Raw genomic sequence first — 12,107 nt, 5'->3', positions numbered from 1 at the left:
TTACGTTCGAACAATGATTCGTCATCCGAACGATTGTTTTTGATTGGTCTCGTCGCGCTGTATTACGGACATTGATACGCCGGTTTTTAAGCGCCGGCGTCGCGGTGCGGTGAGCCGCGCCGCGCTGGGTGCGGCGGCGGGCTCCGATGATTGGCGGTGCAGTGGCAGGGCGGATAGGCGCTGTCATCGGCGCGCCCTGTGGCGCGGGTGTTCGCGGTGCGCGGCCTCACGCAATGGGCCGTGATTTGCCGGCGGCACTGATAGAAGACGGAATGTCAGTGGGCGGCGCGGTGTTGATCGTCATCATGTTCACTTGAGCTTGTCTTTCAGTTCAGTACAGCCGGTGTTGGCGGCGTCGACGTCGGCGTCGGCGTGAATTCAGCGCAGCGTCAGTACTGGCACCGTTTCGGTATCGAGAAGTAGGTGGCCAGCATCTCTGCCAGGCGCCAGGTGGCGCAGGGCCGCCGGCAGTGAGCGTCGAAGCCTGCGTCTTTCAGCGTTTCGACCGGATCGGCCGGCCAGATGTTACTGATTGCGACCAGCAGGCGGCCGGTGAGGTCGGCGTCAGGGCGCAGTGCGTTGATGAAGGCGTAACCGGATTCGCTGTCGAGCCGCGTGTCCAGTATCAATGCCTGGGGTTTCCAGTTCTGCAGTAGTGACCGGGCGGATTTCAGGCTCTGCGTATGCATGACCTGCAGCCCGGTCAGCCGTAGCAGCGCGGCCAGCGACTCCCCGATCAGTTTGTCCTGGTGGGCAATGAGTACCCGCGGTGATCCAATCGGCATGCGTGCTTGCTTGTTGCTCCACAATGCAAAGTGTCTTTCATCATCCGTGCCTGAGCGATTGCTCATGGTGTCCTCCTTTTGGTTTTATGTGACTGGGCGAGGCGCCGGGGCCGTATTACCTCCATGAACGGCTGTTTCGAATCCGGCGTCGGGAGTGCTGCGGAACCGATGACGCAGTGTCGCGGTTAAACTTTTGCCGCAAAACCCGGTCGAGGAGGGGGCAGGGCCTGATTTTTCGGGGGGGTCGCAGACCCCCCTTCGTATCCCTGCGAAAGGGGGGGTGGCGACGCCCCGACATGCCGTTACCATCAGGGTGTGATTTACGGGAATGGCAATGGAAAACGGCAATTTCAAAACGGTGCTGCTGGTCGAGGATGAGGGGCTCACGAGAAGCGCCATGAAAAGCCTGATCCTCGCCAACGAACCGTTACTCGACATCGACGAGGCTGACGGCTTCGAACAGGCCACGGAGAAGCTCTCCGCGCGCTCGTACGATCTCGTCTTCCTCGACTATCAATTGCGGGGGAATTCCACGGGACTCGATCTGCTGAACTGGATCGGGGAGCAGGAGCGCGAGGTACAGACCATCATGCTGTCCGCACAAGACGACCGCGATACGGTGCTGGAATGCATCAGGAGCGGCGCATGCGGCTTTATTTCGAAGGCGAGTGAGCAAGGGGCAGGCGTTTTCCGCGAGGCCCTCAAGACGATTCTGAGCGGCCGCGTGTATCTGCCCAACAGTGTGCTGGGAAAGGGCGGTCACAGCCCCAAGCCGGTGTCGACGCATTCCGGCGTGACGGTGGAGTCGCTGAACCTGCCGCCGCGCCTGACTGAAACGTTGCGCTATTTGTTGCAGGGTTTGTCGAACAAGGCGATCGCGAGAAAAATGAATATCAGCGAGAACACCGCCAAGGAGTATTCAAGCGATCTCCTCGCGCGGTTTCACGTGACGCGGCGCACGTTCCTGATCGTGGAGATGGCGCGCCGGGGAATCGAGATGCCGATGGGCAATACCGTGGCCGCGACCGCGGCACGGTAGGGTTGGCTGGATCTGAGAGATTTATAAAAACAAGTATGGACGGGCCGGCGCGCTGAGAACAGCGGGCCGCCCTTTCACAATGCATGCGTTCTCATGTATCTACAATGTTGCTACTGCCTTGGTGTCATGGCATAGCATCTACATTGACGATACAGGGGATTGAAATGCGCGTAACGGTGAAGAAATGGGGTAATAGCGCAGCAGTGCGCATTCCCGCCGCGGTGATGGATGCGATCGGCCTGAATCTGGACGAGATTGTAGACGTGCATGAGGAAGGCGGACGGATCGTTATCGAGCCGGTGCGTTCCAAAGAATACGACCTTGATCAGCTGCTGGCCGGTATAACGCGGGAAAACTTGCACGCCGAAGTCAGTTTTGGCCCGGCACTCGGCGAGGAAACCTTCTGATGGTACGTCGTTACGTGCCGGAAGCCGGCGATATGGTGTCGCTGCATGTCGACCCGCAGGCAGGTCACGAACAAGCCGGGCACCGACCCGCGCTCGTGCTCAGTCCATCGACATACAACAACAAGACTGGGTTGATGCTTTGTTGCCCTATGACAACGCAGATCAAGGGTTATCCGTTCGAGGTGGTCATTGGTGGCGACCGGCAGCAGGCGGTCCTGGCCGATCAGGTCCAGAGTCTGGATTGGGGGGCGCGCAAGGCAACCCGCAAGGGCCAGGTTTCTTCAAGTGAACTCGCTGACGTAAGAGCGAAAATTGGCGCCCTCATCGGGTTTCCCAAAATCAGGCCCTAACCTGCCAGCGGGCTTACGCCCCAGCCCGGCGGTTGCATCCGCCTCCCATCTCCTTCCCTTCAGCAAGGTCTTGCGGTTTCACCCTCCGCGCGCCCCGATATCAGCGATGCAATCTGCCGGCGCAACTCAGCGGGGCTGACAGGCTTGCTCAATACGTCGTGATCGCAGGCAAGCGGCACGATGGTCGCAGCCGGTTCGCCGGTGACGACCAGGCACGGGCAGCGGCGCCCGATTTTCTGCGCGCCCAGCATGGCCACTTCGCGCGCGGTTTTTGAATCGCGCAAGCGGAAGTCCGTGATGATGAGATCCGGATAGCGCTCAATGGTGTCCAGCATCTCTTCGAACTCCTTGAAGCTGCTGGCGGAGTCGAACAGCATGCCCCACTGCACGAGCAACGCTTCCGTCGATGCCCGCACGAGGCTGTCGTCCTCCACCAGCAATACGTAGAGCCCATCCAGCGGCACGGTCTGCAGATCGGCGGTCTCGCCTCGCGTACGCGGCGCGGTTTCGCCCAGAGGGGAACCGCAAATGGGCATTTCGAGCGAGAAGCGTGAACCGCGTCCTTCGGTCGATTTCAACTCGATCCGATGCTCCTCCAGGATCGACACCACGGCGTTCACGATCGACAGGCCGAGGCCCAGGCCCCGGTCGCTGTCCCGCTCGGTATTGCCCACCTGGAAGAACGGCTGGAAGATCGAGTCCCAATGTTCCGATGCAATGCCAATGCCGTTGTCCACCACATCAATACGCGTTCGCGTGGCCGAGCGCACCACGCCCACAATAACCACGGGCGTGGCTTTGTTGCTGGCATCGGCGTAACGAATGCCGTTCGACACCAGGTTCACGATGGCCCGCCCAAGCCAATGCGCGTCGCTGCGCACGTATACGGGCGCCTCAGGCATGCGCAGCCGCAACTCGACACCGTGCATGGCTGCAAGCGGGCGCAGTTGTTCAGCCGCTTCCAGCACGGCGATCTTGAGGTCAAACACGTGATAGCGCGGCACGACCCGGCCTGACTCGAGCCGCGACAGATCGAGCACCGCGTTCAGGAAGCGCGCGAGGATCACCGAGGAACGGCCGGATTCATCGATCAGCCGGCCGGCTTCGGCCACGTCGTCGTGATGCAGCGCTTCGGCGGCGGCTTGCAGGAAGAGATTTAGCGCGTGCATGGGCTGCCGCAAATCATGCGTGGCGGCTGCCAGGAAATTCGACTTCTCCTTGCTCGCGGTTTCCGCGGCGAGCATCTGCTGCTCCTTGAGCGCAAGCAACGCGTTGGTCTTGGTGTCCTGATCCTTCTTCGACGCCAGCAGGTCCAGGTTCTTTCGTTCCAGTTGAACGTTTGCGGTGAGGAGCTCGTTATTGAGCACACCGAGTGCACGCTCTGCCGCGAAGCGCTCACGCGATACCCGCTCCGCATGCACGCACACCCCATGGCCGATCACGACCACGTTGAAGAGATAGAACAGCCCCATGTAGAAGTCTTCGGGCGAGAGAATCCTGATGGTGAGCTGCAACAGGATGACTGCTGAAAACGTGACCACGGCGGCCGTCAGCGCGACCCTGGACTTCAGGTAGAAAAAGCCGAACTGGAAGAAAAATACGAGGTAGAGGCCAACGAAATACCAGGTGTAATTGAACGGCCCGGGCGCCAGGGCCACGAGCAGAAGCAGCAGCAAATTGCAGCCGTAGACGCCGGTGAGGATCACGCGCTGTGATGTGGCATGCGTCGCGAACGAGGCCCTCAAGGTCAGGCTGCCGACGAACATCAGCAACACGATGCCGGCCAGCCGCAGCGCCATGATCTGCATGAATACGGGTGCAAGCACGGTGCTTTCGCGGCCGAAGTTGAAGTCGTACCAGAGAAAGCAGACCCATACGCTCAGCGCGAGAAGCGCTGACGCGCGGCGGAACGCGCAGAAACGACGGCTGTGGTCTTCAAGGAACTGCGCTTCGAAGGCGGCTTCGGGGAAAGGCTTGGGAATCGAGAGATTGCGGACGAGACTTAACCCCGCGTCGCGCGCGGACGAGGAAAAGAGCCGCGACGGCTTGGGCGCGGCAAGGTCGGCAACATGCTTCGGGACGTCCATGATTCGCTCACTCGAAAAAGGGCGTGATCGATTACTTTAGCTGACCACGGGCCTGAAGCAAACATCGTTTTTTACAAAGTATCCCAAGTGCTTACCGTCCATGACTGCATGTCATGGGCTTGATGAACGGCGCGCTCGCTAAGGACAAGCTCTCACGTTACGCTCACCTTCAAGTTGACCGAATCAATATTCATTGGGTGCTGATTCATCTGATCATTGAAAGGTGCTGCCATGTCACGCATTTTCATTACCGGCTCGGCCGATGGACTCGGTCAAATGGCTGCCCGTCTGCTGGTGGCGCAAGGGCATCAGGTGGTGTTGCACGCCCGCCATGAAGAACGCGCGCATGAAGCGATGCAAGCGGTATCGGGTGCACAAGCCGCTGCATCCGGCGATTTGTCCAGTATCGAAGAGACTACCCGAGTGGCTCTGCAAGTGAACCGGCTCGGACATTTCGATGCTGTGATCCATAACGCGGCCGTGGGGTATCGCGAGCCGCGACGCATTGAGACTGTTGATGGCTTGCCGCATGTCTTCGCCGTCAACACGCTCGCGCCTTACATCCTGACCGCGTTGATCGATAAGCCCCAGCGCCTGGTCTATCTCAGCTCGGGCCTGCATGAAAGTGGCGACGCCAGTCTCGACGATCTTCTGTGGAAGCAGCGGTCGTGGCAAGGCGCAAGCGCCTATTCCGATTCAAAATTGCATGACGTCCTGCTCGCGTTCGGCGTGGCGCGCCGCTGGCCCGGCGTGTTTTCCAACGCCGTGCATCCGGGCTGGGTGCCGACCAGGATGGGCGGCGCCGGCGCGCCCGATGACCTGAAGGCTGCCCCGCAGACACAGGCCTGGCTCGCCGTCAGCAATGATCCAGCCGCAAGGGTGACCGGCGAATATTTCTTCCATATGAAACGGCGCGAGCCGAGCGTGGCCGCCCGCGACGCGGATTTGCAGGATCGGCTGATTGAAGCGTGTGAGCGCTTGTCGGGGATTCGGCTACCGGGGTGAGGAAGCGCTTGCCGCGTGGTAACTGCGTGTAGCGTGCTTACAGACATGATGAACCCGCGTCGCCGGCCGGGCGTCTTCGCACGCCAAACGCTTCGCCATGGCACAGTCTTGGCTGAACGCTTTGGTTAAACCCTACTTACCCGGCAGGAGCCTTTTCGATGTCCGATTTCATTCTCGACAATCCGTTTCTCGAATTCCTCGATGCCCGCCTGGTTGCGTGGAAGAGCGGTTATGCCGAGTTTCGCATGCCGATCCAGGCGCGCAACCTGAACCGGCAAGGCGTGTTGCAAGGCGGCGCGGTAGCGACCTTGCTCGACGCCGCGTGCGGTTATGCGGGCCTTTATGCCGAGGAGGGCGAGCCGGCCATTCACGGTTTCACGCTTTCGCTGACGGTGAATTATCTCGATACCGGTCTGGGTGAAAGCGTGACGGCGAAGGGTTTCATCGAGCGGCAGGGGCGCAGCATCTTCTTCTCGCGCGGCGAAGCGTGGGTCGATGACAAGCTCCTGATTGCGAGTGCGCAAGGGACGTTCAAATATGCCGGCACGCATGGCAAGAAGTGATTCTCTTCTAGCGGCATGCCGTTAAAAAGCGCCTGCTTGAGCACGGCCTCGGACCAGCCGTCATCGCGCGCATTGGCCTGAGCCGGTTGTGCATCGTCCGGTTCGGCACTTCAGGGCCTGTGCAACTGCAGTGACACCCGACGCATTCGCAGCGGGGTCCGGTCATCTCCATGACCTGTTCGACCGATGAACCGTCGCGGTCGTCAACGGCGAAACGCACCTGCCTTTCCAGCCAGTTCGAGCCGGTAACAACGACGTGCGGAGTTCGGCTGCGCGCAGATTCTGCAAATACCGGACCGTGTCCCCGTTCCTCGGGAGCGCCGCGTTCGCCCGGGCCGCACCCGTAGCCGGCCGGATCGATGTCGCTTCGGTCCTATCACCTTGACGTGATCGTTCTAGGAGCGGGGTTTATGGTCGCATCTACTCAAAGGGACCCATCCAGCGCGTTTCCGGTGTGCCGGCTCGCTAGAAAACCATCCTGCAACGCCGTTCCTTTTCCCGGGAGTCATCGAATGTCGAGAACGTTGGAAGCATCGCCCCCTGAAGTCGATCTGAAAACGCTGCGCAAGGTGATTTTCGCGGCCTCGATCGGCAACTTCGTCGAATGGTTCGACTTTGCCGCGTATGGTTTTCTCGCAACCATTCTCACGCGCGAGTTCTTCCCGAGCGGCGACCCAGCGATCGGGCTGCTCAAGACCTTCGCCGTTTTCGCCGTGGCGTTTGCATTCCGGCCGCTGGGCGGCATTGTGTTTGGCGTGATTGGCGACCGGATTGGCCGCAAGCGCACGCTTGCGTTGACCATCCTGATGATGGCCGGCGCCACCACGCTGATCGGCTTGCTGCCGACGTATGCCGCCGTCGGCGCGCTCGCGCCGTTCCTGCTGACAGTCATCCGCTGCGTGCAGGGGTTTTCCGCCGGTGGCGAATATGCCGGTGCATGCGCCTACGTGATGGAACACGCGCCGCAACACAAGCGCGCGCGTTACGGCAGCTTTATACCGGTATCGACGTTCTCGTCCTTCGCAGTGGCGGCGGTCGTTGCGTATGCACTCGATGCCTCCCTTTCCGCCGATGCCATGAGCACCTGGGGCTGGCGCGTACCGTTCCTGGCTGCAGCGCCTATCGGCCTGATCGGGCTGTACCTGCGGATGAGTCTCAACGAAACTCCCGCTTTCCGCGCGCTTGAAGGCGAGCACGACGTGGCGCACGCGCCGCTGCGCGACACGCTGCGCACGCAGGCGTCGGGCATTCTTAAACTGGGGGCGTTCATCTCGGTGACGGCGTTGTCGTTCTACATGTTCACCACTTATTTCGCGACCTATCTGCAAGTGGCGGGCGGGTTGAATCGCGCGACGTCGCTGCTGATCACGGTGATTGCGTTGTTTTTCGCGGCGGCGCTGTGTCCGCTGGCCGGACTGTATTCGGACTGGGTCGGCCGCCGGAAAACTGTGTTGACGGCGTGCGTCATCCTGATCGCGACCGTCTATCCGTCGTTCTCGCTGGCGGGGTCGGGGCACTTCTTGCCGTCGGTGATTGGCGTGGGCCTGCTGGCGCTTGGCGGGGTGTTGGCGAACGTGGTCACGGCGCCGTTGTTGTCGGAGGTGTTTCCGACGCGCACGCGCTATACGGCTTCCGCCATCACCTACAACCTGGCCTATACGGTGTTTGGCGGCACGGCGCCGCTCGTCGCCACGTGGCTGATCACGACGACGGGCAACAACATGTCGCCGGCGTTGTACCTGATCGTGATCTCGGTGATGGGATTGATCGGTGGATTGATGCTGCCGGAAACGTCGAAGGTCTCGCTGCACGGCGCGGGTGCTGTTCATTCCGATGCGACCGCCGCCGCATTGAAAAGCGTACCGGGGTCAGCCGCTTAGCGGTTGCTATTTGCTGCTGGTCGCCGGCGATTTGATGACCGCTGAAACGGCTACGCCCGGCGGCGGCTGGGCTGGCCGCGAGGCTGCGATCACGCGATCCACGAAGCGCAGTTTTTCGACGACGGGCGGCGCGAGCGCGAACGGGTAAGCGTCCGGCATGCCGAGACTGCGATTCAGGCTGTTCAACGCGTAGGTGAGCGGAAACCACTGTTTCATCAGATGATCGAAGGTGGCTTCGCCCGGCGGCGCCTTGGCCGAAAGCGTAGGGTCCAGCGAGTTTCCCGGCATGAGCGCGACACCGCAGGCCATGGCGGTATCGACGGTGTCCACGATGTGCAGGTAATGCGCCCAGGTTTCCGCCCAGTCCTCCCACGGATGCGTGGTCGCGTACGCGCTGACGAACGATTTGCCCCAGTCCGGCGGTGGCCCGTCTTTATAGTGCGCGGCCAGCGCTTCGCGGTAATTCGCCCGCTCGTCGCCGAATAGTGCGCGAAAATCCGCAATCCACGGGGTATTCGCAATCAGGCGATCGAAATAATAGTGACCTATCTCGTGCCGGAAATGGCCCAGCAGCGTCCGGTACGGCTCACCCATCGAGAGCCGCACGCGTTCGCGTTGCGCGTCGTCGGCTTCGGCAATGTTCATGGTGATCAGGCCGTTATCGTGACCGGTCAGCACTCTTTTGCCGCGCTTATCTTCCAGGAATTTGAACTGCAGCCCCGTTTTCGGGTTGACCTGACGTGATTCCACCCGCAACCCCAGCGCGCCCAGCGTATAGAGCAGGCGGCGTTTGGCTGCTTCCAGGCGAAACCAGTAGTAGCGGCGGTTGGCTATGCGAAGGTTGGGAATGGTGTGCGTCAGCCGGCAGGCGTGGCACAGCGGGTCGGTGGACTCGGCCGGAACCATCCAGTTGCAGACTTTTTCGACTTCGTAGTTATGACAGCGTTTGTAAAGCGCGCCTGGGCGTTCAGGGTGCCGGCTGCGCCAGAGGCCGTGGCCAGCGTCTTCGAAAGCGCTGATTTCAGCGATTTCCGGGATGAAACCAAGCAGCGACTCGCAGCGTTCGCAGCGAAAATTCTCGAAGAACACCAGTTGATTGCAATGATTGCAATGGAACGTTTTCATAGGCCGGGGGTATCGAAGTACATGGTGCATGTTCCCCTAGTATGGGCATGCGCGCTGGAAGTTCTTCGAAGCAACCTGCATGCCGTCGGGCAGCCTCGGGCCTAGCTTACGCGTTCTGTCAGATTCGCTGTCACAACAGTTTTATATTCATAGGCGAGCAGATGGCGTTTCTGCTGGCGGATGCGTCGCACGGGCAAGTGGGCGATGTGGGGAGATGCCCGGATTATAAGAGAGCGAAGGGCGCAGGTTTCAAACGTGCATCCGCATAAATCACCGCAATGCGATTTGGCTGAATAATTAATCAGGATGACGATTTAATTCACCAGCCAGGGAAGCTGCGAAGTCATGATGCTTCACTGACTCGGCGCGCTGGCGCTTGCGCCCAGCGGCGCGGCTGCTGCCGTGGCCGGGTCCATTTCCCAGCCGCCGCCCAATGCGAGGAACAGGTTGACCTGATCCAGCGCGACCTGTCCTCTTGCCGCCGCCAACTGCGCATTCGTCGATGTCAGCGTTCGCGTCGCATCCAGATCGGCGATAAACGACTCCCGTCCGGCGAGAAAGAAGCGATGAGTCTGGTCGGCGGATTCAGCCGCTGATTTCTGCGCGGCCGTCAACGCATCGGCGCGGGTGTAATCGGCGGCATACGTGGCGAGGCTCGACTGCGTTTCCCGCAGCGCCTTCAACACGACGCCATCGAACTGGGCAAGCGCGGCATCGGCGCCGTATTGCGCTTCGCGGATTCGCCCGCGCTGACCGTTCACCGGGAAGGTCCAGCTAATCAGGGGACCAAAGCCCCAACGTGCGGTGGGTTGCGTGCCGAGATCCTCGAGCACGCCGGTCAGCCCCGCCGATGCCCCCAGGGTCACCGTTGGAAACAGCGCACCCGTGGCCACGCCGATCCTCGCCGTCGATCCAGCCAGTTTTCGTTCCGCCTCGCGTACGTCGGGACGGCGGCGCAGCAGCGCGGCGCCATCGCCTACGGGCAGCGGCTGCGCGATCACCGGTGTCTTGTTGCAGGCAAACACGCCCTTGGGCAGATCGGCGGGCGCACGCGCCAGCAGCGTGGCGAGCTGGTATTGCGCAATCCGCCGGCGTGCCGTGAAGACCGGAATATTTGCCGAGAGTGTTTCCACCTGCGTCTGGCCGCTCGTGACATCGGGTAGATTGCCGCGGCCCGCCTGCTGCAAGCGCCGCGATACGGACACCCGCTGGCGCTGCAGGTCTAGCGAGCGTTGCGCAATGCCGAGTTCCTCCGCCGCCGAACAATTCTGCACGTAAGCCCGCACCACGTCCGCTACTACCGTAATGCGCGCAAGATCGGCGGCGGCCTGGGTTGCATCGCTATCGGCACGCGCCGCTTCCACGCCTCGGCGAAGCGTGCCGAACAGATCAAGCTCATAAGAAATGTTGATGCCGATATCGCCTTCATTCGCGACCGGGATCTTTTCCGTCAGCAGGTATTGCTCCGCCGATTCCTGCGCGCGTTTGAACGCAGCCGATGTCCCGCCTGAAAAGCCGCCTTGCGCCTGCGCCACGCCGAGCGCGGCGCGCGAGCGGCCGAGATTGGCCGCGGCAACGCGCAAGTCCGTATTCGACGCCATGGCTTGCTGGACCAGATCGTCGAGGACGGGGTCGTCGTAGAGACGCCACCAGTGCGCCGGCACGGGCCCGCTCGAGATTGTCGACTGGCCGTCCGCGCCGTCGAGCGGGGCGTTGGCGAACGGCGCATTGACGACGGCGTCTTTCGGTACCGAGTAGTCGGGACCAACGGTAAAACACGCGGCAAGCGCGAGCACGAACGGCGTCAGGACAAGAGCGTGCGGCATCTTCATTGACTCGCACCCGGCGCAGAGGCGGTGGCGGTGGCAGTGCCGCTAACCGGTAATACACCGCTTGCAGCGCTCACGGGAGCCATGGCAGAAGCGCCTGAAGCGGCCACGATCCCGCTCGCGCCACCGGCACCCGCCGCACCCGCCGGCGGGTTCGATTTGGCGAGCGGCGCGATATCGCGCACCGACACCGTCGCCGTGCGCCCCGCGATCATGCGAAAGTCTGCCGGCACTTCATCCAGCGCGATGCGCACCGGAATGCGCTGCGCCAGCCGCACCCAGCTAAACGCCGGATTCACGTTCGGCAGGAGATTCGATCCTTGCGTGCGGTCGCGATCCTCGATCCCCGCCACGATGCTCTGCACGTGCCCCCGCAGTATTTTTGTCTCGCCCATCACCTTGATGTCTACCGGTTGCCCGATATCGATCCCGTGAAGCTTGGTCTCTTCGAAATAACCATCGACACGGAACGAGTGCAGGTCCACCACCGACAGCACCGAGCGTCCCGCCGTCACGTATTCGCCCGTGCGCGGCGCGCGATCGTTGAGATAACCATCGACGGGACTCACCACCGTCGTGCGCTGCAGGTTGAGCTTCGCGGTGTCGATAGCGACATCTGCATCCGCCAGCGCCGCTTCCGCCGTTTGCACGCGCGAGTGGGTTTCCTCGGTCACTTCACGCGCCACGAGGTCGCCGAGCGCACGGTTGCGGGCGTCTTCCCTTCGCGCCTGATCGAGCGTCGCGCGGCGCTGCAGGGCCGTTGCCTGCGCCTGGCGCAGCGCGAGTTCGTAGCGCGCCTGGTCGATGACGAACAGCACCTGGCCCGCGTTCACCGGCTGGCTGTCGACCACGTTCACGCTCACGATCAGGCCGCCCACGTCGGGCGCCACCTGCACGACGTCGGCGCGCACGTGGCCGTCGCGGGTCCAGGGCGCGAACATGTAGTAGTCGACCAGCCGCCACAACACGAATGCGGCGATCGCCACGACGACGAGCGTAAAGAGGATCTGTCCAACGGAGAACCAGGTTTTTTTCAC

At 61.8% G+C, this 12,107-nt stretch carries 12 protein-coding genes; 7 read left to right on the top strand and 5 right to left on the bottom strand.

Translation table 11 applies throughout. From position 1 onward, the window contains the following. The first annotated feature begins 146 nt into the window (after positions 1-146). Positions 147-317 (top strand): hypothetical protein, encoded by a 171-nt coding sequence (locus ABH944_RS08735; protein WP_404605613.1) that lies wholly within the window; start codon positions 147-149, stop codon positions 315-317. Positions 318-389: 72 nt separating this feature from the next. Here ABH944_RS08735 and ABH944_RS08730 read toward each other — a convergent pair whose 3' ends face one another. After that, complete coding sequence (locus tag ABH944_RS08730; protein ID WP_062083395.1) at positions 390-851, bottom strand: response regulator; 462 nt, start codon at positions 849-851, stop codon at positions 390-392. Positions 852-1,113: 262 nt separating this feature from the next. Here ABH944_RS08730 and ABH944_RS08725 point away from each other — a divergent pair, with 262 nt between their 5' ends. From ABH944_RS08725 to mazF, 3 genes are all read left to right on the top strand, one after another. Further along, on the top strand, positions 1,114-1,824 hold the full coding sequence (locus tag ABH944_RS08725; RefSeq protein WP_404659349.1) for a response regulator: 711 nt from the start codon (positions 1,114-1,116) through the stop codon (positions 1,822-1,824). A 164-nt stretch (positions 1,825-1,988) separates the two neighbouring features. Continuing rightward, a complete protein-coding gene (locus ABH944_RS08720) occupies positions 1,989-2,231 on the top strand; it encodes an AbrB/MazE/SpoVT family DNA-binding domain-containing protein (protein WP_404605617.1) in 243 nt (80 codons plus the stop codon). After that, positions 2,231-2,581, top strand: coding sequence for an endoribonuclease MazF (gene mazF / locus ABH944_RS08715; RefSeq protein ID WP_404605619.1), 351 nt, complete (start codon positions 2,231-2,233; stop codon positions 2,579-2,581). The genes ABH944_RS08720 and mazF overlap by 1 nt, the downstream gene beginning before the upstream one ends. Positions 2,582-2,640: 59 nt before the next feature. Here the strand turns inward: mazF and ABH944_RS08710 are convergent, their stop codons facing one another. Beyond that, the gene (locus ABH944_RS08710; RefSeq protein WP_404605621.1) at positions 2,641-4,668 is read right to left on the bottom strand and encodes an ATP-binding response regulator; all 2,028 of its coding nucleotides are present in this window, start codon (positions 4,666-4,668) and stop codon (positions 2,641-2,643) included. A gap of 231 nt (positions 4,669-4,899) precedes the next feature. Here ABH944_RS08710 and ABH944_RS08705 point away from each other — a divergent pair, with 231 nt between their 5' ends. From ABH944_RS08705 to ABH944_RS08695, 3 genes are all read left to right on the top strand, one after another. Continuing rightward, the gene (locus ABH944_RS08705; protein ID WP_404605622.1) at positions 4,900-5,673 is read left to right on the top strand and encodes an SDR family NAD(P)-dependent oxidoreductase; all 774 of its coding nucleotides are present in this window, start codon (positions 4,900-4,902) and stop codon (positions 5,671-5,673) included. A gap of 158 nt (positions 5,674-5,831) precedes the next feature. Then, the gene (locus tag ABH944_RS08700; protein ID WP_097267468.1) at positions 5,832-6,236 is read left to right on the top strand and encodes a PaaI family thioesterase; all 405 of its coding nucleotides are present in this window, start codon (positions 5,832-5,834) and stop codon (positions 6,234-6,236) included. 512 nt (positions 6,237-6,748) lie between these two features. After that, positions 6,749-8,116, top strand: coding sequence for an MFS transporter (locus ABH944_RS08695; RefSeq protein WP_404605624.1), 1,368 nt, complete (start codon positions 6,749-6,751; stop codon positions 8,114-8,116). Between the two features lie 6 nt (positions 8,117-8,122). Here ABH944_RS08695 and ABH944_RS08690 read toward each other — a convergent pair whose 3' ends face one another. The 3 genes from ABH944_RS08690 to ABH944_RS08680 form a co-directional block, all read right to left on the bottom strand. Then, positions 8,123-9,241 carry a zinc-binding metallopeptidase family protein gene (locus tag ABH944_RS08690; protein WP_404605626.1) on the bottom strand — a complete coding sequence of 373 codons (1,119 nt, stop codon included), beginning with the start codon at positions 9,239-9,241 and terminating at the stop codon, positions 8,123-8,125. Between the two features lie 353 nt (positions 9,242-9,594). Then, positions 9,595-11,073, bottom strand: a complete 1,479-nt coding sequence (locus ABH944_RS08685; protein WP_404605627.1) for an efflux transporter outer membrane subunit — start codon at positions 11,071-11,073, stop codon at positions 9,595-9,597. Further along, entirely contained in the window at positions 11,070-12,107 is a 1,038-nt protein-coding gene (locus ABH944_RS08680; protein ID WP_404605629.1) for an efflux RND transporter periplasmic adaptor subunit, read from the bottom strand. The genes ABH944_RS08685 and ABH944_RS08680 overlap by 4 nt, the downstream gene beginning before the upstream one ends.

The sequence above is a fragment of the Caballeronia udeis genome, from assembly GCF_044909315.1.
Lineage (GTDB): Bacteria > Pseudomonadota > Gammaproteobacteria > Burkholderiales > Burkholderiaceae > Caballeronia > Caballeronia udeis_A.
The sequence above is the reverse complement of the archived record's forward strand: the minus strand, read 5'-3'. Positions and strand labels throughout refer to the sequence as shown.

Coding starts and splice junctions, on each gene's coding strand:
- ABH944_RS08730 (WP_062083395.1), bottom strand. CDS start 851: ATGAGCAATCGCTCAGGCACGGATGATGAAAGACACTTTGCATTGTGG.
- ABH944_RS08685 (WP_404605627.1), bottom strand. CDS start 11,073: ATGAAGATGCCGCACGCTCTTGTCCTGACGCCGTTCGTGCTCGCGCTT.
- ABH944_RS08700 (WP_097267468.1), top strand. CDS start 5,832: ATGTCCGATTTCATTCTCGACAATCCGTTTCTCGAATTCCTCGATGCC.
- ABH944_RS08735 (WP_404605613.1), top strand. CDS start 147: ATGATTGGCGGTGCAGTGGCAGGGCGGATAGGCGCTGTCATCGGCGCG.
- ABH944_RS08690 (WP_404605626.1), bottom strand. CDS start 9,241: ATGAAAACGTTCCATTGCAATCATTGCAATCAACTGGTGTTCTTCGAG.
- ABH944_RS08705 (WP_404605622.1), top strand. CDS start 4,900: ATGTCACGCATTTTCATTACCGGCTCGGCCGATGGACTCGGTCAAATG.
- ABH944_RS08695 (WP_404605624.1), top strand. CDS start 6,749: ATGTCGAGAACGTTGGAAGCATCGCCCCCTGAAGTCGATCTGAAAACG.
- mazF (WP_404605619.1), top strand. CDS start 2,231: ATGGTACGTCGTTACGTGCCGGAAGCCGGCGATATGGTGTCGCTGCAT.
- ABH944_RS08725 (WP_404659349.1), top strand. CDS start 1,114: ATGGCAATGGAAAACGGCAATTTCAAAACGGTGCTGCTGGTCGAGGAT.
- ABH944_RS08720 (WP_404605617.1), top strand. CDS start 1,989: ATGCGCGTAACGGTGAAGAAATGGGGTAATAGCGCAGCAGTGCGCATT.
- ABH944_RS08710 (WP_404605621.1), bottom strand. CDS start 4,668: ATGGACGTCCCGAAGCATGTTGCCGACCTTGCCGCGCCCAAGCCGTCG.